21 protein-coding genes are annotated in these 23,418 nt (G+C 68.0%); 12 read left to right on the forward strand and 9 right to left on the reverse strand.

The window, feature by feature from the left end; translation table 11 throughout:
• Positions 1-96: 96 nt before the first annotated feature.
• A complete protein-coding gene (locus HMPREF3114_RS00240; protein ID WP_053500922.1) occupies positions 97-1,428 on the reverse strand; it encodes an Nramp family divalent metal transporter in 1,332 nt (443 codons plus the stop codon).
• A gap of 117 nt (positions 1,429-1,545) precedes the next feature.
• On the opposite strand from HMPREF3114_RS00240, the gene mntR reads away from it, so the two are divergent.
• Positions 1,546-2,010 carry a manganese-binding transcriptional regulator MntR gene (gene mntR / locus HMPREF3114_RS00245; protein WP_019659934.1) on the forward strand — a complete coding sequence of 155 codons (465 nt, stop codon included), beginning with the start codon at positions 1,546-1,548 and terminating at the stop codon, positions 2,008-2,010.
• Between the two features lie 126 nt (positions 2,011-2,136).
• Here the strand turns inward: mntR and HMPREF3114_RS00250 are convergent, their stop codons facing one another.
• From HMPREF3114_RS00250 to fabR, 3 genes are all read right to left on the reverse strand, one after another.
• Positions 2,137-2,685 carry a thioredoxin-like domain-containing protein gene (locus HMPREF3114_RS00250; protein WP_053500924.1) on the reverse strand — a complete coding sequence of 183 codons (549 nt, stop codon included), beginning with the start codon at positions 2,683-2,685 and terminating at the stop codon, positions 2,137-2,139.
• Positions 2,675-4,834: a TonB-dependent receptor plug domain-containing protein gene (locus HMPREF3114_RS00255; RefSeq protein WP_070488714.1), complete on the reverse strand. Its 2,160-nt coding sequence runs from the start codon at positions 4,832-4,834 to the stop codon at positions 2,675-2,677. The genes HMPREF3114_RS00250 and HMPREF3114_RS00255 overlap by 11 nt, the downstream gene beginning before the upstream one ends.
• Before the next feature lie 278 nt (positions 4,835-5,112).
• Positions 5,113-5,769 (reverse strand): HTH-type transcriptional repressor FabR, encoded by a 657-nt coding sequence (fabR, locus tag HMPREF3114_RS00260; protein ID WP_005416927.1) that lies wholly within the window; start codon positions 5,767-5,769, stop codon positions 5,113-5,115.
• Between the two features lie 92 nt (positions 5,770-5,861).
• Here fabR and HMPREF3114_RS00265 point away from each other — a divergent pair, with 92 nt between their 5' ends.
• Together HMPREF3114_RS00265 and HMPREF3114_RS00270 are read left to right on the forward strand one after the other, a co-directional pair.
• Positions 5,862-6,932 (forward strand): ferredoxin reductase, encoded by a 1,071-nt coding sequence (locus HMPREF3114_RS00265; protein ID WP_053498537.1) that lies wholly within the window; start codon positions 5,862-5,864, stop codon positions 6,930-6,932.
• Positions 6,933-6,943: 11 nt separating this feature from the next.
• Entirely contained in the window at positions 6,944-8,092 is a 1,149-nt protein-coding gene (locus tag HMPREF3114_RS00270) for a fatty acid desaturase family protein (RefSeq protein ID WP_005416924.1), read from the forward strand.
• A 5-nt stretch (positions 8,093-8,097) separates the two neighbouring features.
• Here the strand turns inward: HMPREF3114_RS00270 and HMPREF3114_RS00275 are convergent, their stop codons facing one another.
• The 5 genes from HMPREF3114_RS00275 to HMPREF3114_RS00295 all read right to left on the reverse strand — a co-directional run bounded on the left by HMPREF3114_RS00275 (position 8,098) and on the right by HMPREF3114_RS00295 (position 12,152).
• Positions 8,098-8,433, reverse strand: coding sequence for a tetratricopeptide repeat protein (locus HMPREF3114_RS00275; protein ID WP_053498539.1), 336 nt, complete (start codon positions 8,431-8,433; stop codon positions 8,098-8,100).
• Entirely contained in the window at positions 8,430-9,008 is a 579-nt protein-coding gene (locus HMPREF3114_RS00280) for a flavin reductase family protein (RefSeq protein WP_053498541.1), read from the reverse strand. Before HMPREF3114_RS00280 ends, HMPREF3114_RS00275 begins: the two co-directional genes overlap by 4 nt.
• On the reverse strand, positions 9,005-9,634 hold the full coding sequence (locus HMPREF3114_RS00285; RefSeq protein WP_053498542.1) for a superoxide dismutase: 630 nt from the start codon (positions 9,632-9,634) through the stop codon (positions 9,005-9,007). Before HMPREF3114_RS00285 ends, HMPREF3114_RS00280 begins: the two co-directional genes overlap by 4 nt.
• 429 nt (positions 9,635-10,063) lie before the next feature.
• Positions 10,064-11,575, reverse strand: a complete 1,512-nt coding sequence (locus tag HMPREF3114_RS00290; protein WP_053498544.1) for a thioredoxin family protein — start codon at positions 11,573-11,575, stop codon at positions 10,064-10,066.
• Between the two features lie 127 nt (positions 11,576-11,702).
• Positions 11,703-12,152, reverse strand: a complete 450-nt coding sequence (locus HMPREF3114_RS00295; protein WP_053498593.1) for a GNAT family N-acetyltransferase — start codon at positions 12,150-12,152, stop codon at positions 11,703-11,705.
• 66 nt (positions 12,153-12,218) lie between these two features.
• Here HMPREF3114_RS00295 and HMPREF3114_RS00300 point away from each other — a divergent pair, with 66 nt between their 5' ends.
• From HMPREF3114_RS00300 to HMPREF3114_RS00340, 9 genes are all read left to right on the forward strand, one after another.
• Positions 12,219-13,154 carry a TIGR03571 family LLM class oxidoreductase gene (locus HMPREF3114_RS00300; protein ID WP_053498546.1) on the forward strand — a complete coding sequence of 312 codons (936 nt, stop codon included), beginning with the start codon at positions 12,219-12,221 and terminating at the stop codon, positions 13,152-13,154.
• Positions 13,155-13,299: 145 nt separating this feature from the next.
• The gene (locus HMPREF3114_RS00305) at positions 13,300-13,611 is read left to right on the forward strand and encodes a DUF3817 domain-containing protein (protein ID WP_005416915.1); all 312 of its coding nucleotides are present in this window, start codon (positions 13,300-13,302) and stop codon (positions 13,609-13,611) included.
• Positions 13,612-13,765: 154 nt separating this feature from the next.
• On the forward strand, positions 13,766-14,962 hold the full coding sequence (locus tag HMPREF3114_RS00310; protein WP_053498548.1) for an MFS transporter: 1,197 nt from the start codon (positions 13,766-13,768) through the stop codon (positions 14,960-14,962).
• Positions 14,959-16,152 (forward strand): isochorismate synthase, encoded by a 1,194-nt coding sequence (locus tag HMPREF3114_RS00315; RefSeq protein ID WP_053498550.1) that lies wholly within the window; start codon positions 14,959-14,961, stop codon positions 16,150-16,152. The genes HMPREF3114_RS00310 and HMPREF3114_RS00315 overlap by 4 nt, the downstream gene beginning before the upstream one ends.
• Positions 16,149-17,801: a (2,3-dihydroxybenzoyl)adenylate synthase gene (locus HMPREF3114_RS00320; RefSeq protein ID WP_053498551.1), complete on the forward strand. Its 1,653-nt coding sequence runs from the start codon at positions 16,149-16,151 to the stop codon at positions 17,799-17,801. Before HMPREF3114_RS00315 ends, HMPREF3114_RS00320 begins: the two co-directional genes overlap by 4 nt.
• Positions 17,801-18,433 carry an isochorismatase family protein gene (locus HMPREF3114_RS00325; RefSeq protein WP_005416909.1) on the forward strand — a complete coding sequence of 211 codons (633 nt, stop codon included), beginning with the start codon at positions 17,801-17,803 and terminating at the stop codon, positions 18,431-18,433. The genes HMPREF3114_RS00320 and HMPREF3114_RS00325 overlap by 1 nt, the downstream gene beginning before the upstream one ends.
• Complete coding sequence (locus HMPREF3114_RS00330) at positions 18,433-18,690, forward strand: phosphopantetheine-binding protein (protein WP_019659922.1); 258 nt, start codon at positions 18,433-18,435, stop codon at positions 18,688-18,690. Before HMPREF3114_RS00325 ends, HMPREF3114_RS00330 begins: the two co-directional genes overlap by 1 nt.
• Positions 18,687-22,577 carry a non-ribosomal peptide synthetase gene (locus HMPREF3114_RS00335; RefSeq protein ID WP_053498553.1) on the forward strand — a complete coding sequence of 1,297 codons (3,891 nt, stop codon included), beginning with the start codon at positions 18,687-18,689 and terminating at the stop codon, positions 22,575-22,577. Before HMPREF3114_RS00330 ends, HMPREF3114_RS00335 begins: the two co-directional genes overlap by 4 nt.
• Positions 22,568-23,326 (forward strand): 2,3-dihydro-2,3-dihydroxybenzoate dehydrogenase, encoded by a 759-nt coding sequence (locus HMPREF3114_RS00340; protein ID WP_053498555.1) that lies wholly within the window; start codon positions 22,568-22,570, stop codon positions 23,324-23,326. The genes HMPREF3114_RS00335 and HMPREF3114_RS00340 overlap by 10 nt, the downstream gene beginning before the upstream one ends.
• Positions 23,327-23,418: the final 92 nt, after the last annotated feature.

Genomic DNA, 23,418 nt, shown 5'->3' on the forward strand with positions numbered 1-23,418 from the left:
CTGTAGAGCCGAGCCATGCTCGGCTGCTCTCCGCGCGATGCGAGAAGCCATCCACGCATGGCGTGGATCTACCGGGGTAGGGTCCGTGGTTCGGCATCAGGCGCCGTTGAAGGTATCCACCAGCAGCTTCACGTTCAACACCACGATCACCAGCGCGATCACCCAGGCGATCGCGCCCAGCCAGCGCGGAGCCACCAGCGCCCCCATCGTCACCTTGTCGGTCACGATCCGCACCAGCGGGATGATCGCGAACGGCAGCTGCATTGACAGCACCACCTGGCTCAGCACCAGCAGCTTCACCGCGCCCTGGTCGCCGAACAGCAGGATCACCACCACCACCGGAATGATCGCCAGTGCGCGGGTGATCAGCCGTCGCAGCCACGGCGGCATTCGCAGGTGCAGGAAACCTTCCATCACGATCTGGCCGGCCAGCGTCGCGGTCACCGTCGAGTTCAGGCCGGAGGCCAGCAACGCGATCGCAAACAACGTCGCCGCCGCGCCCACGCCCAGCATCGGCGCCAGCAGCTGGTGCGCCTGCTCGATGTCTTCCACGTCGAAACGACCATTGGCATGGAACACCGCCGCCGCCAGGATCAGGATGCTGGCGTTGATGAACAATGCGAGTGTCAACGCGAGAGTGCTATCGGTAACCGCCCAGCGCAGCGCACTGCGGCGGCCTTCATTGGTACGCGGGTAGGCGCGGGTCTGCACGATGGACGAATGCAGGTAGAGATTGTGCGGCATCACCGTGGCACCGATGATGCCGATCGCGATGTACAGCGCGTGCGGATCGGTCACCACCTGCGCGCGCGGAATGAAGCCGCCCAGCACCGCCATCACTGGCGGCGCAGCCATCGCGATCTGCACCACGAAGCAGGCGAAGATCACCATCAGCAGCGCGATCACGAAGGCTTCCAGCGCACGGAAGCCGCGGTTCATCAGCAGCAGAACCAACAGCGTATCCAGCGCAGTGATCACCGCGCCCCACAGCAGAGGCAGGTCGAACAGCAGCTTCAGCGCGATCGCGGTGCCGATCACCTCGGCCAGGTCGCAGGCGATGATCGCCGCCTCGCACAGCGCCCACAGCGCCAGGTTCACCGGCTTGGGGTAGCGGGCGCGGCAGGCCTGCGCCAAGTCCATGCCGGTGGCGATGCCGAGCCGCGCCGACAGCGCCTGCAGGATCACCGCCATCAGGTTGGAAATGAGGATGACCGACAGCAGCAGGTAGCCGAAGCGCGAACCGCCGGCGAGGTCGGTGGCCCAGTTGCCTGGATCCATGTATCCGACCGAGATCATGTAGCCCGGGCCAAGGAAGGCCAGCAGGCGGAACCACCAATGGCCTTTGTCGGGCACGGCGACCGAGGCGTTGAGCGCACCCAGGCTGGCCGGAGTGGAGGCCGAAGGGTCGCGGGGCGCCAGGGTGTTCATGGGTCCGAATATAGCTCCTGCTATAGTCAATAGCAACGTGAAACAATCGTCTTTATCGCGTTACTGGTCCAGAATTCAGGTTCAACACCGGATCACCCCGGAAGGACAGGCGCAGGCGTGGGCAAGACCGACGATTCGACATCGCTGAAAAGCACCCCCTTGATTGAGGCCGAGCGCCAGGTCGAGAGCTTCCGGCAAGTGCGCGAGGCGCACCGGATGGAACTGGTGGAGGACTATGTCGAGCTGATTTCGGACCTGCTGGCCGACGGCGGCGAGGCCCGCCAGGTCGACATTGCCACGCGCCTGGGTGTGGCCCAGCCCACCGTGGCGAAGATGCTGCGGCGCTTGGCCCGTGATGGTTGGGTGGTGCAGCGGCCGTACCGCGGCGTGTTCCTGACCCCGGAAGGCGAGGCGCTGGCCCATGCCAGCCGCCAGCGGCACCAGACCGTGGAGCGTTTCCTGCTGGCGCTGGGCGTGGACCCAGACACCGCGCGGCGCGATGCGGAGGGCATCGAGCACCATGTCAGCGAACAGACGCTGGCGTTGTTCGAGGCATTCGTGCGCAAGGCCGAGGGCGGTTGAGCGGCGCGGGGGCATCGGACGGTGCCCGGCGCATGTCCGCGTGATGGCAGAATCTGCTTTCTGTAGAGCCGAGCCATGCTCGGCTGCCGTTCGCGCGGTGCGCAATGAGTCGAGCATGGCTCGACTCTACAATCCGGACGGGCAACTCGCCTGCTGTTGCGCGCACGCGCGTTTCGTCCATTCCTTCAACACTGGCTGCAGGCCTTCATAGCGCCGGCCCTGCCATCCGTTGGCCAGCACCTTCCCATCCGCATCGATCAGCACCAGGTTGGGTGGTCCCAGCCCGGCCAGTGCCTGCAGTGCGGGCATGCGCGCGGCGCGGCGCGGGTCCAGTACCGGCCACGGCATGTCCTGCGCGTGCATGTAGCGCCGCAATGCAGCCTCGCTCTCATCCAGGCTGACGTACACCACTTCGGTATCGGCGCCGGCCTCGCGCAACGCGTCGCGCACACTGCGCAGCGTGGGTACGAAGGCATGGCACGGTGCACACCAGTCGGCGCCGAAGTACAGCGCCACCAGCTTCGGCGGCGGCGACCATTGCATGGGCCGCAGTGATCGCTGTTCTGGCCGCATCAACGAGGCGGCGACCTGCGCGTGCAGGTCTGCCGCCATCGCCGGTACGGCCAGCAGGAGCGCGCCGGTCAGCAACAGCGTCCGCAGTGCTTCAGAACGCATAGCGCAGGTTGACGTACCACGAGCGCGCGAAGCGCGGCCCGTAGACATAGTCGCTGTCCCGCAGCGCCCCCACTTCGAGGTCTTTCTGGCGCTGGTCGAATACGTTCTTGACGCCCGCAGCTACCGACACTTCCTGCTGCGCCTGTGCGCCGAGATGCCGGTGCCAGCGCGCACCAAGGTCGGTGACCAGGAACGAACGTGTGCGGTGCAGCTCGCCCAGCCGGTTGTTCAGCACCGACATCGGCCCGGTATGGCGCAGCGCGACGAAGGTTTCCCACGGTTCGGCCGGCATCCAGCTGAGCTGCGCCAGGCCGGTCCAGCGGGGTGTCTTCAGGTAATCGCGGCTTTCGATCACGGTGTCGCCACCGTCGCCACTGTCGTCGAAGATGCGTTGCGGCTCGCGGAAGCGCGAGCGGTACCATGAGGCACCTGCGGTCAGGCGCCACTGCGGCGAGGGTTGCCAGCCGAGGTTGGTTTCCGCACCCAGCACGTTGGAGCCGGAGGCGTTGTAGCGCAGCTGGCTCAGCTGGCCGTCATCGCCGCGCTGGATCTCGCCCAGCGCGAAGGTGTCGCGGATGCGTGCATAGGAGGCGGTGGCATCCCAGCTCCACACCGGATTGGCCGGGTCCGAACGCCAGTCGAAGCCGAACAGGGTGGTCAACGCGCGTTCCTCTTTCAGACCGTCCGTGTTGCGCACGCGCACCTGTTCGCCGCCCAGCGTATCGACGTGCACATCCTCGACGAAGATCTCCGGCGCACGGAAGCCGGTGGCGATACCGGCGCGCCACTTCAGGTTCGGCGTGGCCTGCCAGGCCAGCGCGATGCGTGGTGAGAACACCGCGTTGTCCAGCTCCGAGCTCTTGTCCACGCGTGCGCCCAGCACCAGGTCGACGTTGTCGCGCAGGCTCCACTCGTCCTGGATGAAGGCGCCCAGGTTGTGGAAGGTCGCATCCTCCAGTACCGCAAGACGCTGCCCGTCACCGGTACGGTTGTCGTCGCGCAGCGCCTCGTGCTTGTACTGCACACCGAAGGCCAGTGCATGCGCGCCCAGCCGCCAGTTCAACTGGCTGTCGATGTAGTGCAGCGGGTTGTGCGTGTGGCCGTACTGGCGCCATGAACGCGAGGCCGCGCTGCCGGCCAGGTTGCGGTCAAGCTGCAACGGGTCATGGCCGGGCGCCGAGGGATCGGTGACCACGTCGCCCAGGCCGCCGTAGAAGCTGTCGCGGTCGATGTCGGCGAAGGCGTAGGCCAGGCGGAAATCGACGTCAGCGGTGATCTCCTGGTCCCACGACACACTGCCGCGGCGGTATTTCGTATCCAGCGATTCGGCGATGTTGGCCAGGTACTCTGGCTGGTCCAGGCGATTGCCGCCGCGGCGGGTTTCATCGGTCACCTGCAGGTCCAGGCGCAGCCGCGTGCCCGGCGTGGGCGCGTACCAGGCCTGCAGCCCGCCGACCTTGAGGTTCTTGCGGGTGATCTCGGTGTAGCCGTCACCGTTGTAGTCGATGCCGTTGTTCCAGTTGCGCTGGGCAATCACCGACAGGCCGGCGTCTGCGTCTTTGGCGACCAGGTCCAGTCGAACGTCGGCGTTCTTCTGAGGTGTACCCTCCAGCACATCCACGCCGGCCTGCACATGGCCACCGCTGCGCGCCGGCAGCGGCGGAATCAGGTTGATCACACCGGCAACCGCGCCCGGTCCGTACAGCGCCGAGCCACCGCCCTTGACCACTTCGATGCGGTCGACGAACCCGGCCGGGATCTGTTCCAGGCCGTACACGCTGCCCAGCGTGGACAGCAGCGGGATGCCATCGAACAGGAGCTGGTTGTAGGCGCCGGGCAGGCCCAGCAGCTGTACTTCGCTGGTGTTGCAGTTCTGGCAGTTGCTCTCCACGCGCAGGCCGTTGATCAGCTCGGCGGCGCGCGAGAAGTCGGTGGCGGCGCGCAGCGCGATGTCTTCCTTGCGCAGCACTTCCGTGCGGATCGGCACGTCCGACAGCAGGCGTTCACTGCGTGTGGCGGTGCTGACCTTGACCTGCACACGGTCCAGTTCGGTCGGTTTCGGAGTGTCAGCCAGTGCAGGCAGCGGCAGGGCCAGGGCAATGGCGGCGGCCAGGGGCAGCCGATGGAAGAGGGGCGTGGCAACGGGCATGAGGGCGTCGTCCTTGGGGGAAGAAAGGCGGCGAGGGCGACCTGGCTGATGCATATGAAAGCAGTGGCTTATCAATATAGCAAGTGCTATATAACGAAGCCGCAGCAATTCCGAGTGGAGCGCCGGCCCGGTCAGATCACAGGAGTGTTATAACATTACATAAAACAACCACAAACCTGCCGGTGGTCATGTCCGGAGGATGGAGTTGCCGTGTGGGCAGGGAGGTTGGGGTCAGAGCCCTTTCCTTTGGAAAGGGATCCGACCCCAGGGCGCGATCGTCAGCCGCGGCGGAATGCGGCGGGCGTGCGGGCGCCGACGATGATCATGCGGATCATCGTGGAGATCTGTTCGACCAGCTCCGGATCCTTCTCCGGGGGCAGGTCCATGGCGGTGGCGCCCATCGCGAACACCAGCCGGGTGATGGCCTTGGCTACCAGTTCCGGAGCGTGCAGCACCGCGCCGTCCAGTGCGGCCAGGCGCACCAGGTCGTGCTGCAGCTCTTCCTCGAAATAATGCAGCTCGCGTTCGACTGCGTGCTTGAAGTCGTCCGAGCCGACCGCGCCTTCGCGCAACAGCACGTGCAGCAGCTTGTCGTCGGCGCGCAGCTGTTCCATGAAGGTCTCCACCGAGACCCGCACCACGCTGGTGGCGGTGGAGGTGGCGCGCTGGCGGGCCTCGCCGATGATGGTGCGCAGCGAGCGGCCGGCTGCGTCGATCAGCGCTACGGCCAGTTCGTCCATGTCGCGGAACTGCCGGTAGAAGCTGTTCGGCGCGATGCCGGCCTCGCGTGCCACTTCGCGCAGGCTGAGCGTGGACAGGCTGCGGTGCGGCCCGATCAGCTTCAGGGCGGCGGCCAGCAGATCTTCGCGGCTCACCGTACGGCGGGCCGGGCTGTTGGCATCTTCAGGCGTCGACAAGACGGTGGCGGCGGCCATGACGGTTCCGGTGGGGCGAGGCTGAATCATACCCAATCCGGTTCAATATACACATGTATACACAGGTGTATGTGCGCCCGTATAGTGCGCCCATGAGCGCTGTCGTCCGTCCATCCCTGTTCTCTCCGTACCGCTGGGTCTCGCCGTCGCTGTTCGATTTCTGGGCGGGCCAGCTCAATCCCCTGTGGACCCTGCGCGAGCCGGTGGCCCGCCTGGTCCGGCGCGAGCCGGCCGGCGAGGGCGCGGCGACCCTGGTCCTGCGCACCAACCGGCACTGGGCCGGCATGCGCGCGGGCCAGCACGTCACCCTCGGCGTGGAGATTGAAGGACGCCTGTGGCAGCGCAGCTACAGCCCCACCGCGCTGGGACCGCGCGAACTGGCGATCACCGTCAAGGCGGTCGAGGGCGGCCGGGTCAGCCAGCATCTGGTCAACCACGCACAACTGGGTGAGCTGTTCCGCCTGGAGGCTGCGTTCGGAGAATTCCAGTTGCCGGCCGCGGCTCCGGTATTGCTGCTGGCGGCCGGTAGTGGCATCACGCCGATGCGCAGCCTGCTGCGCGACGCCTGCCAGCGCCCGCTGGCCGCGCCGGTGGACCTGTTCTACTGGGAGCGCAGTGCCGCCCAGCTGCAGTTCCGTGATGAGCTGCAGGCGCTGGCCGCGCGCCAGCCGAACCTGCGTGTGCACCTGCTGACCACCCGCGAAGGTGATGTGCCTGCCGCACGCATCGATACTCACGATCTGCAGGTCGCCGGCGATGACACCCCGTTGGCTCAGCGCCACGTGCTGGCCTGTGGCCCGGATGGATTCGTTGCCGCTGCGCGCGAACGCCTGGCGCACCAGGTCGCGGGTTTCCAGGCGGAAGCGTTCACTCCGCCGGCGCCGTTGCGTGACGCCAGCAGCGAAGGCGAAGTGTCGCTGACCCTTGCCCGCAGTGGCCGCCAGCTGAGCGTGCCGCGAGGCCGCTCGCTGCTGGAAAGCCTGGAAGCGCATGGCATCAAGCCCAAGCACGGTTGCCGCATGGGCATCTGCAATACCTGTAGCTGTGACCGCGTCAGTGGCGCCACCCGCCACCTGCGCACCGGCGACCTGCAGTCCGAATCGGCACAGCCGGTGCGGATCTGCGTGAGCGCACCGACCACCGACCTGACCCTGGATCTCTGAGGACGCCTGCCATGACCCGCGCCACCGACCGTGCCCTGAGTACTGCCGAGATGCATGCCTTCGGCGAGGAACTCGACGCGATCCGCGACCGTGTGATCGGCAGCCTCGGCGCCTCCGATACCCGCTACATCCGCCGCGTGGCCGCCGCCGTGCGCTGGTTCGGCGTGGGTGGCCGTGGCCTGCTGTTCCTGGCAGCGTTTTCGCCGCTGTTCTGGATGCCGCTGCTGTGGCCGGCCGCGATCACCGGCACGCTGCTGCTGGCGCTGTCGAAGATCCTGGAGAACATGGAGCTGGGCCACAACGTGATGCACGGCCAGTTCGACTGGACCGGTGATCCCAAGCTCAATGGCAACACCTACGAGTGGGACATCGTTGCCACCGCCGACAACTGGCGCAAGACCCACAATTTCCGCCACCACACCTACACCAATGTGCGTGGCATGGACGATGACATCGGCTATGGCCTGCTGCGCATCTTCCCCGAACAGCGCTGGAAGCCGTTCTACCTGCTGCAGCCGATCATCGCGCCGATCTTCGCACTGCTGTTCCAGTGGGGTGTGGCTGCGCAGGACCTTCGCCTTGGCCGCTGGCTGAAGGGCCGCATGAGTGCCCGTGCGATGTGGCTGCAGACCCGGCCGGTGGCGCGCAAGATGCTGCGCCAGGTGCTGAAGGACTACGTGTTCTTCCCGCTGCTGGCGGGTCCGTTCTTCCTCACCGTGATGCTGGGCAACCTGGTCGCCAACGGCCTGCGCAACATCTGGACCTACGTGATCATCTTCTGCGGGCACTTCACCGCCGAATCGGAAACCTTCCCCAAGGAGTGCCTGCGCAATGAGTCGCGCGGCCACTGGTACCTGCGCCAGCTGCGCGGTTCGTCCAACATCAGTGGTGGCTTCCTGATCAACGTGCTGTCGGGCAACCTCAGCCACCAGATCGAGCACCATTTCTACCCGGATCTGCCGGCCAACCGCTATGCGGCCATCGCCAAGGAAGTGAAGGACATCTGCCGCCGCTACGGCCAGCACTACAACAACGGCTCGCTGCCGCGCCAGTTCGGCCAGGTGGTCTGGCGCATCCTGCGCCACGCATTCCCGAGCAAGCCGCGCCGCCTGCCGATGCCGGACATCATGTCCGCACCGGCATCTGCCAACGCGGGCTGATCGACTCAGCCCGCCTTCGCCAGGGCCGCCTGCTCGCGGTCCAGGCGTCGTAGGAACACCTGCATTTCCTTGCGTGCCTGCTGGTCGCCCTTGCTGCCGGCCACGCTCAAGCCGCGCTGCCACGCCTCACGGGCCGCCTGTGGCTGGCCACTGGCCAGCCAGGCTTTGCCCAGCAGCTTCCAGGCCGCCGAGTACTGCGGATCAAGCACCACGCAACGGCCCAGGTGGGTTGCCGCGCGTACCGGGTTGCCGGCATCCAGCCAGCCCTTGCCCAGGCCGAAGCGCAGCAGCGCGCCGTCCTTGCCTGCGGCAAGCATGCATTCCAGAGCTTCGATGTTCATCCGCGTACCTCCGCCAGCAGCTCGGCCGGGCCGGGCTGGAAGCGGCCGCGATGAAACAGCAGTGGCGCGCCGCCGTTCTCGTGCACTTCGATGATGCGGCCGGCCAGCAGCAGGTGATCGCCCACCGGCCACTGCGCGTGGCGGGTGCAGGTGAGATGGGCGACCGCACCGGTGATGCGGGGTGGGGCGTCCTCGTCGTCATCCAGCAATGCCAGGCCGTCGAAGCGGTTGCGGACCTGCGGATCGGCGAAGCGCCGGGCCAGTGCTTCCTGGTCGGCCGCCAGCACGCTGAGCGCAAAGCGCGTGGCGCGCTGGAAGGTGGACAGGCTCTGTGCGTGCAACGCCAGGTTCCACAGCACCAACGGCGGCTGCAGTGAGACCGGTACGAACGAGTTGATGGTCAGGCCGACCGGCTTGCCCTGTGCATCGCGCGCGCAGACGATGGCCACGCCGGTCGGGAAATGGCCGAGCAGCCGCCGCAGGGCACGCGGCGGCATCTCGACCGATGGCACCGGGGCCGGGGCGGGGAACACCCCTGCCCACGGCCCGGCGTAGGGTAGTGTCTCGCCGCTCATGAGGCCCGGGCCTGGTGGTAGCGCCGGCCGACCTCGGCCCAGTTGATGATGTTGAAGAAGGCGCCGATGTAGTCCGGGCGGCGGTTCTGGTAGTGCAGGTAGTAGGCGTGTTCCCAGACATCCAGTGCGAGGATCGGGGTGTGGCCGGACAGGCCCACGGCTGCACCCATCAGCGGGCTGTCCTGGTTGGCGCTGCTTTCCACCTGCAGGCGACCATCGCGATCGCTGGTCAGCCAGGCCCAGCCACTGCCGAAGCGGGTCTGCGCGGCCTTGCTGAAGGCATCCTTGAAGGCATCGAAGCCGCCAAGGTCACGGTCGATGGCGGCGGCCAGTTCATCATCGGATGCACCACCGGTGGGGCTGAGCACGGTCCAGAACAGGCTGTGGTTGGCGTGGCCGCCGCCGTTGTTGCGCACCGCGCCACGCTGCGCCTCGGGCACGGCATCGAGGTTGGCGATCAGCGCCTCGACCGGTTGCTCGGCGATGCCGGCCTGCTCGATGGCGGCATTGAGGTTGTTGACGTAGGTCTGGTGGTGCTTGCTGTGGTGGATCTCCATCGTGCGCGCATCGAAGTGCGGCTCGAGGGCGTCGTAGGCGTAGGGGAGCGGGGGAAGCGAGTACGACATCGAAGCAATCTCCGTGGGGAAGGCCAGGGGCTGGCCGTGGGGAGATCGTTATCGCACCTCAACATTGGTTGAGGTCAAGGGGCGGGATTGAGGTGCGTGCGCGTTCATCGCTTTGATTCTTCCTGCAGGACAGCACGAGCGGAGTGGTAGTGCCGGCCGCTGGCCGGCATGCCGGCAAGGTCGGGTTGCCGGCCAGCGGCCGGCACTACCAGAACCCGCTTTTCGAACCTCACCGGCGCGCTGAAGTGCTGCCCGCGCTCGCAGGAAACCGTCCGGTGGTGGCCGGGACCGTTGGCGCCATGGATGGCGCCATCGAGCCCCCAAGGATGGGTTTACGGCGTGTCCCGGCCAGCCCCTCCCCCGGCCACAACCGGTATCAACAAAGGCGCCGGCAGGCGAACCAGCCGCCCGCGTTTTCATCAACTCAACTCAACTCAACCAGTCCTTGCACGCGCCATCCACCTGTTCACCGCACGCCTGCTGCATCCTCTGCTGCAACCGCGCCAGCGTCTCGGCACCCTGGTGCTTCCCGCTCCACGCCTTCAGCTGCCCGGCCAGGCGCTCGAAACGCTGGCGGGTGCGCTGGTGGTAACCCGACGGCTGCGCCTCCAGTTCGGCGATCAGCGAGGCGGTGGCCTGCTCGATGCGCGGCGCGTCGTTCGGCGCCAGCTTCAGCAACCCTTCCACGTACAGCACGCCCCATTGCACGCGGGTGGCCGGGCCCTGCGCACCGTCGTAGGCACGCTTCAACCACTCCAGCGCACCGGCAGTGTCGCCGCGCTGCTCGGCCAGTTCGGCCAGCTCGGGCATATAGTAGTAGGGCTGCTCGCTGCGCTTCAGCTCCGCCAGCAACAACGCCTCGGCACCGGCGTCGTCACCGACCTGGCGCAGTGCGTAGACCGCGCTGCTGATCGTGGCCTGGCGTGCATGCGCATCAGTGGCGGTGGCATCGGCCGCGGCCACGCGCTGCTTGACCCGATCAACCAGCGGCGCGGGCAGTGCGCCCTTCGGCTGCTGCTGGCGGGCCAGCGATACTTCCGTCAGTGCGCGCGACAATGCGTCGTCGGCGCGGTCGCCGCGCTCGGCATCTGCGCGCTCCAGCGCGACCAGCAGCTGCTGCCCCAGCGTGTTGCGGGTGGCCGGGCCGGCGCTGGCCTGCTTGACCAACTGTGCGCCTGCATAGCCCAGCAACGCACGGTTGCGGCGGACTTCGGCCGGCTGCGCCAGCACGGCCTGCAGCAGCTCGCGTACTTCGGTAGGCGAGCTGGCGGGCGTGTCGGCGGTGGCCAAGGCCAGCAGGGCGAAGCGGCGTTGCAGGGCGGCATCCGGTGCCGACCTGGACAGCTGGCGCAACACGTCCTGACTCTTGCGCTCGCCGGCCAGACGGTTGGCGTCGACTTCCCAGCCGTAGTCGCCCAGTACCTGCCAGTCTTCTGCAGCCAACTTCTCCGGCGTGGCCAGGGCGGTGGCCAGAGTGGCAGCGATTGCACTGCGGCGCCCGGCGGCGACGGTCAATGCCCGGGTCAGTTCGGCGGCGTCGTTGCCACCGGCCACGCGTGTAAGTTCATTGCGCTGTGGGTCCAGCACGATCAGGGTCGGGTAGCCGCGCACCCCGAAGCGTTCGCCCCAGGCCTGCGCACCTTCCTCGTCGCCATCCAGGTAGACCGGCACGAACTTGCCGGTCAAGGCGATGAAGGCCGGGTCCTTGAACAGGCCGGCCTTGAGCTGGTTGCACGGCGGGCACCAGACCGCGCCCCAGTACAGCAGCACCGGCTTGCCGCTGTCTGCGGCTTCGGCGAAGGCATCATCGACGTCACCCTGGCGCCACGCGATTCCCTTGACCGGCGCAGGTGCCTCGGCGGAGTTGGCGGTGGAAACCGGGGCCGGGGCGCAGGCACTCAGCGCCGAAGCCAGCAGCAACACGGAAAGCGCGACGCGCATCGGCAGGATCTCGAAGGGCAGGGTGACAGGGCATTGTAGGAACGCGCAGGGAACCCGCTGATTCAGTTTGCTCATGACGGACATGCGCCGGGGCATGACGCCCCGGGCATTGGCCGGGGCCGTGCCTTCAGGCGGCTGCCCGCACCATCTGCTGGTAGACCAGTCCGTTGAACTCGCAGGCCTCACCGTCAATCACGAAGCCATAGCGCAGATAGGTCGGCACAGCGTTGAGCGATGCGCGTACGGTCAGGGCCGGCTCGCGTACCTGCGGCAGCACCACCTCGAACAGTGCATGGCCGATGCCCTGTCCCTGGCAGCCGGGATCGACGAACAGCATCGCCAGGTGGCGACCTTCCTTCAGCTCGACCACGCCGACGATACGGCCGTCCTGCTCGGCCACCAGGATATGGTTGTCGCCGTGCAGGCGTTCACCGAACGCATCGGCGGCGGCGACATTGCCGAACGTGGCGATGCCGGTTGCGCTGAGCGAGGGCGCCACCGCCGCAGTGAACGCGGCCAGGCACACCGCGCTGATCGCGGGCAGGTCATCGACGCGGGCAGGGCGGATCGTCGGCATGCAGTGTTCTTCCCGTGGCGGGCTGCGCGTCATCGCTGCCCCGTGCCTGCACGCTAAGCTGCAGGCATGAGTGATTTCAATCGCGCGTACGCTGCGTTGTTTCCAGGGCAGGGCTTGAGCCTGGGCCTGATGACGCCGGTGGCGTCGCAGGGGCTGGCCGATCCGCATCAGGCGCGGCGCATCGCGCGGTTGGCCGACGATCTTGGTTTCGCCGCGTTGTGGGCGCGCGATGTGCCGCTGATGGTGCCCCAGGGTCCGGACGCGACAGCAAGTGCGCTGGACGATCCGTTCCTGTGGTTGAGCATGCTGGCGGCCGCGACGGGGCACATCGTGGTCGGCAGCGCGGCCATCGTGCTGCCATTGCGCCAGCCGCTGCAGGTGGCGAAGTCGGCGTTGAGCCTGGACCGGATCAGCGGCGGACGCTTCGTACTGGGCCTGGGTTCGGGTGACCGCCCGGAAGAGTTCGCCGCATTCGGCGAGGATCTGGAGGGCAGGGCGGCGACCTTCCGTGAGCGTTGGACGTTGTTGCGGGCGGCGCTGTCACCGGCCGCCGATGAGCGCACCGCCGTATTGCAGGCCACTGGTGGCTTCGACGTGCTGCCAGCGCCGGCAACCCGCATTCCGATGCTGGTGGTGGGTACCGCGCGGCAGAGCCTGCAGTGGATAGCGCGTGAGGCCGAAGGCTGGGCCACCTATCACCGCGAAGAGGCCGCACAGGAAGGGCGCATCGGCCTGTGGCAGCAGGCGCTGGCGCAGCGCGGCGGTCCAGGCAAGCCGTTCGTGCAGTCGATGCTGCTGGACCTGCAGGCAGATCCGCAGGCGCCGCCCGAGCCGCTGCCGCTGGGCCTGAAGGTCGGCCGCGATGGCCTGCGTGAGTATCTGCTGCGCGTGCATGCGCAGGGCGTGGCGCATGTGATGTTCAACCTGATCGATAACGGGCGGACGATGGATGACGTGCTGCGCGAGATCGGGGAGCAGGTTCTGCCGGATATGCCCGGGTAGGTGTCCACCTTGGTGGACACGCCGTGTTGCTGATGACGGTGCGCCCGCCGGGCATGGCCCGGCGCTACCTGCCGCGGCGTGCATCTGCGTATCATTCGCATTTGATACCCCGATGCCGGAGCCCCACGTGACCCAACGTTCCCCCATGCACCCGACCGGACGCCTGTTCGCTGCGGTCGCTTTCATCGAGGCCGTGACCTGGGCCGGCCTGCTCATCGGCATGTGGATGAAGTACGGCCCGATGGCCAACGTGGCCCTGGTGAAGGTGTTCGGGCCGCTGCACGGCGTGGCTTTCCTCGTGTATGTGGCGGTGACGCTGCTCGCGGCGGTGCGCCTGCGCTGGCCGTGGTGGGCCAGTGCCCTGGCCCTGCTGGCAGCGATCCCGCCGCTGGTGACGCTGCCGTTGGAGTGGTGGTTCAAGCGCCGTGGCCTGCTCGGCCTGCGTGCAATGCGCTGAACCCAGTGTTGCGCGCCCATTCAAGAGAATGGGTATCAAATGCAAATACGAGCCGTTATCATTTGAGGGTGGCATCTGGCCCTGAGCAGGGTCGGTGCCGGGTGGGGCGCGCAGGCGCGCCCGGCCAATCCTCTCCTGTTACGGCTGGTGTTTCATGCACGCACGTCCCGTCGTTCCCGGCTTGCCAGCGCTGGTGTTGGCTGCCCTGATTGGCACCATGGCGATGATGTCCTTCGTCGCCGTGATCGGCCCGGTGGTCCGCATGCTCGGTTTGTACGAGTGGCATGCCGGGCTGTCAGTCACCGCCGCAGGCGTGTTGTGGATGCTGGCCGCGCGCCCTTGGGGCCAGCTCAGCGACCGCATCGGCCGCAAGCGCGTGCTGATGCTGGCGATGAGTGCCTACACCGTGGTCTACATCGCGCTGGCGGTGTTCATCGACGTGGCCCTGCAGGCGGTGCCGCCGGTGCTGGTGTCAGTGCTGGTGCTGGTCGCTGCGCGCGGCCTGATCGGCCTGTTCTACGCAGCGGTGCCTCCTACCGCAGCTGCGCTGATCGCCGACAAGGCGCCGACCGGGCAGCGTGCGAAGTTCCTCGCCCGCCTGGGCAGCGCCAACGCATTGGGCATGGTGCTGGGCCCGGCTGCCGCGGGTTGGCTGGCCTATACGAACCTGTCGCTGGCGCTGTACGTGGCCGCACTGTTGCCACTGCTGGCGTTGGCGCTGCTGGCCTGGCGACTGCCGGCCACACCGCCTGTAATGGGCGTTTCCGCCCAGCGCCGCGCGCCGATGAGCCGCCTCGACCCGCGCCTGCGCCTGCCGCAGCTGGCGGCGTTCATCGCCATGGTTTCCGTGACCATCGCGCAGGTCACGGTTGGCTTCTTCGCGATTGATCGCCTGGGCCTGGATGCGGCGGCCGGTGCGCGCATGGCCGGCATCGCGCTGACGGCGGTCGGCGTTGGCCTGATCCTGGCGCAGGCGCTGGTGATGAAGCTGGAGGTTCATCCGCGGCGCTGGATCGTCCTCGGCGCCGTGATCTCAGGCATCGGCTTTGCTTCGGTGGCGGGCGTGCAGCAGGCCTGGCAACTGCCTGCGGCCTACGCACTGGCTGCATTCGGCATGGGCTTCGTATTCCCTTCGTTCCAGGCGTTGGCCGCCGACGCGGTGGAGGCGCACGAGCAGGGCGCCGCCGCCGGTACTGTCGCTGCCGCGCAGGGACTGGGCATGGTGGCCGGGCCGATGCTCGGCACGCTGTTGTACCGCGGCGGGCCCAGCCTGCCATACCTCCTGGTCGGCGCGTTGCTGCTGTTGCTGTGCGCGCTGGCCGCAGTGCATCGGATGAAGGAGACCCCATGAACGATTCGCTGATGCAGGGCGCGTGGGCGGAGGCTGCGCCAGCGCCGCAGGAGAGCAGCGACGACGCGACGCTGTTCCTGCTGCAGCACGCTGGCCAGCACGTGCACGCACGCGGTTGCCGCGCCACGCTGCCGGCCGGTGCGCTGGCGACATTGGCCGAACGCGTTTCGGTGTTCTTTGCCCAGCAGCGCGGCGGCCCGGGCCTGCTGGTCGGCGCAGTCCCATTCGAACCCCGTGCCGACGACGCGTTGTACCAGCCCGAGCGCCTGCTGCCAGCGCTGGCACTACAGCCACAGGCCGCGCCAGCGCTGGAGGGTGCCCTGCAGGCCGAGCCTTCGGCGCAGGCGTACGCGGCGTCGGTGGCTGCGGCGGTGCAGGCACTGCGCGCGCCCGAACTGGACCTCCAGAAGGTGGTGCTGGCGCGCAGCCTGGTGGCACGCACCCACCGGGCGCTGTCTCCGGACGTGCTGCTGGCACGGCTGGGCGCGGATCCTTCGGTGGCGACCTATGCGGTTCCGCTGCCGGTGGAAGTGGGTCAGGCGCCAGCGTGGCTGGTGGGCGCGACGCCGGAACTGCTCCTGCACAAGCGTGGCGCCGAGCTGTTGTCGCACCCGCTGGCTGGGTCTGCGCGGCGCTGCGCCGATGCGGCCGAGGACGAGCGCGCCGCGCAGGACCTGCTGGCCTCGACCAAGGACCATGACGAGCACCGTCATGTGGTCGAGGCGATCGTCGAGGGTCTGGCGCCGTATTGCAGCCACATCGATGCACAGCCGCGGCCGGCGCTGCATGCCACTGCCAGCATGTGGCATCTGGGCACACGCATCCATGCCACGCTGAAGGATCCGCACACGTCGGCCGCCGAGCTGCTGGCGCAGCTGCACCCTACGCCGGCGGTCTGCGGTACGCCGCGGATGGCGGCGCTGCAGCGCATCCGCGAGCTGGAAACGGTGCCGCGCGGCTTCTATGCCGGCGCCGTGGGCTGGTTGGATGCGCAGGGTGACGGCGACTGGTATGTGGCAATCCGCTGCGCACGCCTGCAGGGAATGCAGCTGCGCCTGTTCGCCGGCGCCGGCATCGTTGCCGACTCGCAGCCCGAGGCCGAGGTGGCCGAGACCGCTGCGAAGTTCGCCGCCCTGCTGAATGCGCTGGGTGTCCATGAATCCGCGCCTGCGATCGAGCCTGCCGCATGACTACCTCCACTGACGCTTCCCGCCTGCCACTGCAGCAGGTGTGGCCGGATGACCTGATGGCGCGCTATCGCGAGGCTGGGCATTGGCGTGGCGAGACCTTCCCGGGGTTCCTGCGCGAACGTGCAGAACGCTATGCCGATGACATTGCGGTGGTCGCCGGCGACGTGCGCCTGAGCTATGCGCAGCTGTGGCACGAGGCCGGGCGGATCGGTGCCGGCCTGCTGACGCTCGGCCTGCAGCCAGGGGAGCGGGTGCTGGTGCAGCTGGGCAACACGGCAGGCTTCGTCACAACTGTCTGTGGCCTGTTCCGCGCCGGACTGGTGCCGGTGTACGCGTTGCCGGCACACCGCATCACCGAGCTGGTGCACTTCGCCAGCAAGGCCGAAGCCAGTGCCTACATCACCACCGGGCTGCATGATGGCTTCGACCATCGCGGACTGGCGTGGGCGCTGCAGGCCGACGTGCCGGCGGTTCGCCATGTAGTGATCGACGGCGATGCGGCGGAGTTCATTGGGCTGGAGGCACTGCAGGGCGATCGCAGCCGGTTGCCGGCCGATCCGGACCCGCAGTCTGTGGCGTTCCTGCAGATTTCCGGTGGGAGCACCGGGCTGTCCAAGCTGATTCCACGCACGCACGACGACTACATCTATTCATTCCGTGCCAGCAATGGAATCTGCGGCATCGACCGCGACAGCGTCTACCTGGTCGCGCTGCCGGCCGCGCACAATTTCCCGATGAGCTCGCCTGGCTTCTTCGGCGCGTTGTACGCCGGCGCCCGCGTGGTGCTCAGCCCCGGCCCCGGGCCGGATGCCGCATTCCCGCTGATCGCCCGCGAAAAGGTGACCTGCTGCGGCCTGGTGCCGCCGCTGGCGCTGCTGTGGGCGCAGGCCGCCGCGACCGGCAAGCATGACCTGTCGAGCCTGCGGGTACTGCAGGTGGGCGGCGCCAAACTGGTGCCGGAAGCCGCACGGCGGGTGATCGACGGCCTTGGCTGCACGCTGCAGCAGGTGTTCGGCATGGCCGAAGGCCTGGTCAACTACACACGGCTGGATGATCCGGAGGACCTGATCGTGGCCTGCCAGGGCCGGCCGATCAGTCCGGACGACGAAGTGCGCGTGGTCGATGACCATGACCAGCCGGTGGCCGAAGGCGAGGTGGGGCATCTGCTCACCCGTGGCCCGTATACCATCCGTGGCTACCACAACGATGCGGTGGCCAATGCGCGCTCGTTCACCGACGACGGCTTCTATCGCACCGGCGACCGTGTGCAGCAGCTGCCCGGAGGCTACCTGGTGGTGCAGGGCCGCGCCGGTGACCACATCAACCGTGCCGGGGAGAAAATCTCCGCCGAAGAGATCGAAGATCATCTGCTGGCGCACCCCGGCGTGTTTGATGCCGCCGTGGTCTCCATTCCCGATGAGTATCTGGGCGAGCGCAGCTGCGCCTTTGTGATCGCGCAGGGCGAACCGTTCAAGGCGCCGGCACTGAAGGCCTGGATGCGCGGGCGCGGCCTGGCGGCGTTCAAGGTGCCCGATCAGGTCGTGTTCGTCGACAGCTTCGATACCACTGCGGTCGGCAAGATCAGCCGCCGCGAACTGCGTGCGCAGCTGCGTGCGCGTCATCTGCAACAGACAGGAGGAACGCGCTGATGGCGCTGCCCCGTATCACCGATTACCCCTTGCCGACCGCCGCTGAGCTACCGCAGGCGCGCGGACCGTGGCGTCCCCGGCGCGATCGTGTCGCGCTGCTGGTGCACGACATGCAGCGTTACTTCCTGGCCGCATTCGACGCCGGCAGTACGCCCTTGCGGCCTGCGGTGGACAACATCGTGCGCCTGCTGGCGCATTGCCGTGCGCAGGGCATTCCGGTGTTCTACACCGCCCAGCATGGTGACCAGGACCGTCGCGACCGTGGCCTGCAGGCCGACCTGTGGGGGCCGGGCATGCGTCGCAGCGCCGACCATGAGCCGATCATCGAGGCGCTGGCACCGCAACCGGGCGAGCACGTGCTGGTGAAGCACCGCTACAGCGCATTCCAGCGCAGCAACCTGGAGACGCTGATGCGGGTGCGTGGGCGCGACCAGTTGCTGGTGACCGGCGTGTACGCCCATATCGGCTGCACCGCGACCGTGGTCGATGCCTTCCAGCGTGATATCGAGGCCTTCATCGCCGCTGATGCGGTGGCCGACTTCTCGCGTGCCGATCACGATCAGGCGCTGCACTGGATCGCGCGCACCTGTGGTGTGCCGATGACCACCGATCAGCTGCTGGAGGTGCTGTGATGGCTGCCATGGGTGAGGCGCTGGATCTGGAGCGGATGCGTGCCGACGTGGCGCGTGTCCTGGAGTGCACGCCGGCCGAGATCGGTGACGACGACAACCTGATCGACCTGGACCTGGATTCAATGCGCATGCTCGGCCTGGTCCTGGCCTGGGGCAACACTGGCCTTCCGCTGGAGTTCTCGCAGTTGGCCGAGCACACCACGCTGCGCCAGTGGTGGGGTGTGGTGCAGCAACTGCAGGCCGCGCAGAACGCATGAACGCCGCAGCGCTGGCCACGCCGGTGGCGTTGACCGAGGCCCAGGCTGGGCTGTGGTTTGCACAGCGGCTGGCACCGGACAATCCGTCATTCAATACCGCGCACGCGGTATGGATCGACGGCCCGCTGGACGTGGCCGCGTTCGTCGCAGCGGCAGACCAGGCTGCGCGCGAGGCCGAGGCTTTCGCATTGCGCTTTGCCGAAGGTGCCGATGGCCAGCCACTACAGTGGCATGACCCGGTACACGTGCCGCTGATTTCGGTACGCGGTGTGTCCGCCGAGGCGGATCCCGCCGCTGCGGCACGCAGCCTGATGCACGCTGACCGGCTGAGCCCGGTCGATCCCACCCGCGACCGGATCAGCCAGCAGGTGCTGCTTGAACTGGGTGGGCAGCGCTGGGTCTGGTACCTGCGGGTGCATCATCTGGCTGCCGATGGCTACGGCATGGCGCTGTTCACCGATCGCGTGTGCGCGTTGTACGCCGGCCGCAAGGGTGAGCCACTGCCAGGACTGTCCGCTGTGCTGGCCGATGATGCCGCCTACCGTGCCGATCCGCGCCGCGTGCAGGCCGGGCAGTGGTGGCGTGAGCACATGCAGGGCGCACCGGCAGGCGCAGGCCTGGCCGGCACGCTCGCGGCCAGTGTCGACGCGCTGCGCTGGGTACAGCCGCTCGATGCGGCATTCCGTGAGCAGTTGCTGCAGGCTTCGGTGCGTTGGCTGCAGCCCTGGCCGGATGTGCTGGCCGCGCTGGCGGCCGAGTACCTGCGGCGGATGAGTGCCGCCGATGAAGTGGTGCTGGGCGTGCCCTACATGGGGCGGCTGGGCAACGCGTCGGCGCGGGTGCCGGCGATGGTCATGAATGTGTTGCCGCTGCGCGTGGCGGCCGGCGAGGGCAGCGTCGAGGCCTTTGCCCGGGGCCTGGGTCGCCAGCTCAGCCAGGGCCGCAGGCACGGCCGCTACCGGGGCGAGCAGCTGCGCCGGGACCTGGGCCTGGTCGGCACGCAGCAGCGCCTGCACGGCCCGCTGGTGAATGTGCAGCCGTTCTACAGGCCGCCGGCCCTGCCCGGCGTGCAGGCGGCGCTGGAGGTGCTGTGCACCGGGCCGGTGGATGACCTGGCGCTGGGTTTCCGTGGCGATGGCCAGCACCTGCTGGATCTGGAGATCGAGGCCAATCCCGCGCTGTACAGTCGCGAGGATGTCGAGGCGCACGCGGCGCGGCTGCTGAATTTCGTGTCGGCGGCGCTGCAGGCTGACGATATCGAAGCCGTACCCTTGGCCACGCCCATGGAGGCGCAAGAGGTGCTGCAGGGTTTCAACGCCACCGCGCACGCGCTTCCTGAGACCACCCTGGTTGAATTGCTGCAGCAGGGCATGGATCGGGACCCGCACGCGCCTGCGCTGGTGTTCGGCGATGCTGCCATGGATTACGCAACGCTGGAAGCGCGCAGTTTCGCGCTGGCGGCCCAGCTGCGGGCGATGGGTGTCGGCCCGGGCAGCGTGGTGGCGGTGGCATTGCCGCGCTCGCTGGCGCTGGTGATCGCGCTGGTGGCGGTGCTGCGCGCAGGCGCGGCCTACCTGCCGCTGGACCTTGCCCATCCCGACGAGCGGCTGGCGCGCATCTTCGCCTCGGCGCAGCCGGTGTGCGTTCTGGCTGCGGCGGAGGTTTCGGCGCGCATGGCCGGCGTACCGGTGCTCGCGCCGGAGCAGTGGACCGCGCTGAGCTTCGCCGCGCCGTGGGCCGATCCGGCGCCCAGCGATGCGGCCTATGTGATCTATACCTCCGGTTCGACCGGGGAACCGAAGGGCGTGGTCGTCGAACACCGTGCCATCGTCAACCGCCTGCTGTGGATGCGCGAGCACTACGGCATCCACGCCGATGACCGCGTGCTGCAGAAAACCCCGGCCACCTTCGATGTCTCGGTCTGGGAGTTCTTCCTGCCGTTGCTGTGCGGGGCCACGCTGGTGGTTGCCGGGCCCGATGCGCATCGCGACCCCACCGAACTGGCGCGGCTGATCCGCAGGCATGGCATCACCACGGCGCATTTCGTGCCGTCGATGCTCGATGCCTTCCTCGCTGCACCGGCCTCCGAAGGCCTGCAGCTGCGACGGGTATTCACCAGTGGCGAGGCGCTGGATGCCGCGTTGCGCGACCGCTTCCACGCGCGCATGCACGCCGAACTGCACAACCTGTACGGCCCGACCGAAGCCGCGGTGGACGTCAGCTACTGGCCGGCGTCGGCGCAGGATCGATCGCGGCCGGTGCCGATCGGCTTCCCGGTCTGGAATACCCGCCTTTACGTGCTGGACGCGCGGATGCAGCCGGTGCCGGTCGGTGTGGCCGGTGACCTTTATCTGGGCGGTGTGCAGCTGGCGCGTGGCTATCTCGGTCGCGAGGACCTGACTGCCGAACGCTTCCTTGCCGATCCTTTCCTGGCGGGCGAGCGCATCTACCGCACCGGCGACATAGCGCGCTGGCGCAGCGATGGCGCGGTGGAGTACCTGGGCCGCAGCGACCATCAGGTGAAACTGCGCGGCCTGCGCATCGAGTTGGGCGAGATCGAGGCGGCTTTGCGCGAACTGCCGGGCATGGAGCGGGTGGAAGTGCTCCTGCGCCACGACGCACCCGGCGATGCCCGGCTGGTAGCCTATGTGCCGTCGGCACTGGCCGACGCCAGCATGCTGCGCAGTCATCTGGCCACACGCGTGCCGGATTACATGGTGCCGTCCGCCTTCGTTGGCGTGGATCACTGGCCGGTGACCGCCAACGGCAAGTTGGATCGCAACGCGCTGCCCGTACCACCGCGGCAGGAGATCGCCGGGCTGGCGCCGCGCACGCCGTTGGAACAGGAGCTGGCGTCGCTGTTTGCCCAGGCACTCGGGCGAGAAGCGCCGGTGGCGGTGGATGCGGATTTCTTCAGTCTCGGCGGTGACTCACTGTCGGCGGTGCACCTGCTGCTGGCGATCGAACAGCGCTGGCGCTGTGATCTGGGTCTGGGTGCCTTGTTTGCCCAGCCCACCGTGGCCGCGCTGGCGGTTCGTATTGCCGAGCCGCCGGCGCTGGCCGATCACGCACTGGGGCCGGTGATCGCGCTGGCCGCGTCCGACGCTGCCGGGCCTACGCCACTGTTCGTGCTGCACCCGGCCGGCGGTATCGCCTGGAACTACCGCACCCTGGCTCGGGCACTGCAGCCGGCACGCCCGGTGTATGGCCTGCAATCGCCGGCACTGGACGCACGACAGCCGCTGCCGAGCAGCATCGAGGCGATGGCCAACGACTATGTACAGCGCGTGGTCGCATTGCAGCCGACGGGGGCGGTGCATCTGCTGGGCTGGTCGGTGGGTGGCATCCTCGCCCAGGCGATGGCGGTGCGACTGCATGAGATCGGGCGCGAGGTCGGCGAACTTGTACTGCTGGACGCCTATCCCAGCGAGTGCTGGCGGGCCGAGCCGGAGCCCGATGCCATCGCCGCATTGCGGGCACTGCTGGCGATTGCCGGTCATGACCCGGATGCGCATCCGGAACTGGACAGCCGGGAACGCATTCTCGCGTTCCTGCGTCGTGGCGGAAGTGCGCTGGGTAGCCTGCCGGATGTCGTGCTGGATGGCGTGGTGCGCGCCGTGACCGGCACCAATCGACTGATCCGTGAACATATCCACCGGCCGTTCGATGGCACGCTGGTGCATGTGCGTGCCGGTCGAGATCACCAGGCGCGGCCACAGTTGCGGTCGGCGTTGTGGCGGGCACACGCGCGCAGGGTGCAGTCGTTGGAACTGCCATTCCTGCACGCAGAGCTGACCGGACGCGATGCGGTGGCGCAGCTGGCGCCGTGGTTGTCGGCACGCTTGCACCAATGGGACGAACAACAGGAGATCGCAACATGCAGTTGACCGGTTTCAAAGGCCGCGTGGCGTTGGTGACCGGCGCTGCCGGTGGCATCGGCGAGACACTGGTGCGGTTGCTGGCCGAGGCCGGTTGCACCGTAGTGGCGACCGATCGCGAGGCGCCTGTTACGGCAGATGTGCGTGTGCACACCTTTGCGCTCGACGTGACCGACAGTGCCGCCGTGGATGGCCTGGTGGATCAGGTCGAGTCCAGCATCGGGCCGATCATGCTGGCCGCCAGCGTAGCCGGTGTGCTGCATGTGGGCGGCGTGACCGAGACCGGCGATGACGACTGGCGCCGGGTGTTCGCGGTGAACACCGACGGGGTGTTCCATGTCGGGCGTGCCCTGGCGCGGGTGATGTCGCCGCGCGGGCAGGGCGCGATGGTTACCGTCAGCTCGAATGCGGCCGGTGTGCCAAGGCATGGCATGGCCGCCTATGCGGCATCCAAGGCCGCCGCCACGATGTTCACCCGCTGCCTCGGGCTGGAGCTGGCGCCGTTGGGCATCCGCTGCAACATCGTCGCCCCGGGGTCCACGCTGACCCCGATGCAGACCGGCATGTGGCAGGACGAGCACGGCGCCGAACGGGTGATCGCCGGCAACCTTGAGACCTACAAGGCCGGCATCCCACTGCGCAAGCTGGCCACCCCGGAAGACATCGCGCACTCGGCGATGTTCCTGCTCTCCGAGCAGGCCGGGCACGTGGCGATGACCGATCTGTATGTCGACGGCGGCGCCACCCTGCGCGGCTGAGCCCCTCAGAGCCGAACCCATGACTCGGCTGATTCAGAAGGCAACCGGTGTAGCTGTGAATGCCAACCCGGCGTGGCATGGGCATTCTTGAA

The organism is Stenotrophomonas sp. HMSC10F07, from assembly GCF_001807895.1.
Lineage (GTDB): Bacteria > Pseudomonadota > Gammaproteobacteria > Xanthomonadales > Xanthomonadaceae > Stenotrophomonas > Stenotrophomonas sepilia.

Excerpts from the sequence above, each read along its gene's own strand:
- HMPREF3114_RS00240 (WP_053500922.1), bottom strand. The coding sequence starts at position 1,428 with ATGAACACCCTGGCGCCCCGCGACCCTTCGGCCTCCACTCCGGCCAGC.
- HMPREF3114_RS00315 (WP_053498550.1), top strand. The coding sequence starts at position 14,959 with ATGAACGATTCGCTGATGCAGGGCGCGTGGGCGGAGGCTGCGCCAGCG.
- HMPREF3114_RS00330 (WP_019659922.1), top strand. The coding sequence starts at position 18,433 with ATGGCTGCCATGGGTGAGGCGCTGGATCTGGAGCGGATGCGTGCCGAC.
- HMPREF3114_RS00270 (WP_005416924.1), top strand. The coding sequence starts at position 6,944 with ATGACCCGCGCCACCGACCGTGCCCTGAGTACTGCCGAGATGCATGCC.
- HMPREF3114_RS00325 (WP_005416909.1), top strand. The coding sequence starts at position 17,801 with ATGGCGCTGCCCCGTATCACCGATTACCCCTTGCCGACCGCCGCTGAG.
- HMPREF3114_RS00305 (WP_005416915.1), top strand. The coding sequence starts at position 13,300 with ATGCACCCGACCGGACGCCTGTTCGCTGCGGTCGCTTTCATCGAGGCC.
- fabR (WP_005416927.1), bottom strand. The coding sequence starts at position 5,769 with ATGGCCGCCGCCACCGTCTTGTCGACGCCTGAAGATGCCAACAGCCCG.
- HMPREF3114_RS00320 (WP_053498551.1), top strand. The coding sequence starts at position 16,149 with ATGACTACCTCCACTGACGCTTCCCGCCTGCCACTGCAGCAGGTGTGG.
- HMPREF3114_RS00310 (WP_053498548.1), top strand. The coding sequence starts at position 13,766 with ATGCACGCACGTCCCGTCGTTCCCGGCTTGCCAGCGCTGGTGTTGGCT.
- HMPREF3114_RS00295 (WP_053498593.1), bottom strand. The coding sequence starts at position 12,152 with ATGCCGACGATCCGCCCTGCCCGCGTCGATGACCTGCCCGCGATCAGC.
- HMPREF3114_RS00280 (WP_053498541.1), bottom strand. The coding sequence starts at position 9,008 with ATGAGCGGCGAGACACTACCCTACGCCGGGCCGTGGGCAGGGGTGTTC.
- HMPREF3114_RS00300 (WP_053498546.1), top strand. The coding sequence starts at position 12,219 with ATGAGTGATTTCAATCGCGCGTACGCTGCGTTGTTTCCAGGGCAGGGC.
- HMPREF3114_RS00250 (WP_053500924.1), bottom strand. The coding sequence starts at position 2,685 with ATGCGTTCTGAAGCACTGCGGACGCTGTTGCTGACCGGCGCGCTCCTG.
- HMPREF3114_RS00340 (WP_053498555.1), top strand. The coding sequence starts at position 22,568 with ATGCAGTTGACCGGTTTCAAAGGCCGCGTGGCGTTGGTGACCGGCGCT.
- HMPREF3114_RS00275 (WP_053498539.1), bottom strand. The coding sequence starts at position 8,433 with ATGAACATCGAAGCTCTGGAATGCATGCTTGCCGCAGGCAAGGACGGC.
- HMPREF3114_RS00335 (WP_053498553.1), top strand. The coding sequence starts at position 18,687 with ATGAACGCCGCAGCGCTGGCCACGCCGGTGGCGTTGACCGAGGCCCAG.
- HMPREF3114_RS00290 (WP_053498544.1), bottom strand. The coding sequence starts at position 11,575 with ATGCGCGTCGCGCTTTCCGTGTTGCTGCTGGCTTCGGCGCTGAGTGCC.
- HMPREF3114_RS00255 (WP_070488714.1), bottom strand. The coding sequence starts at position 4,834 with ATGCCCGTTGCCACGCCCCTCTTCCATCGGCTGCCCCTGGCCGCCGCC.
- HMPREF3114_RS00285 (WP_053498542.1), bottom strand. The coding sequence starts at position 9,634 with ATGTCGTACTCGCTTCCCCCGCTCCCCTACGCCTACGACGCCCTCGAG.
- HMPREF3114_RS00265 (WP_053498537.1), top strand. The coding sequence starts at position 5,862 with ATGAGCGCTGTCGTCCGTCCATCCCTGTTCTCTCCGTACCGCTGGGTC.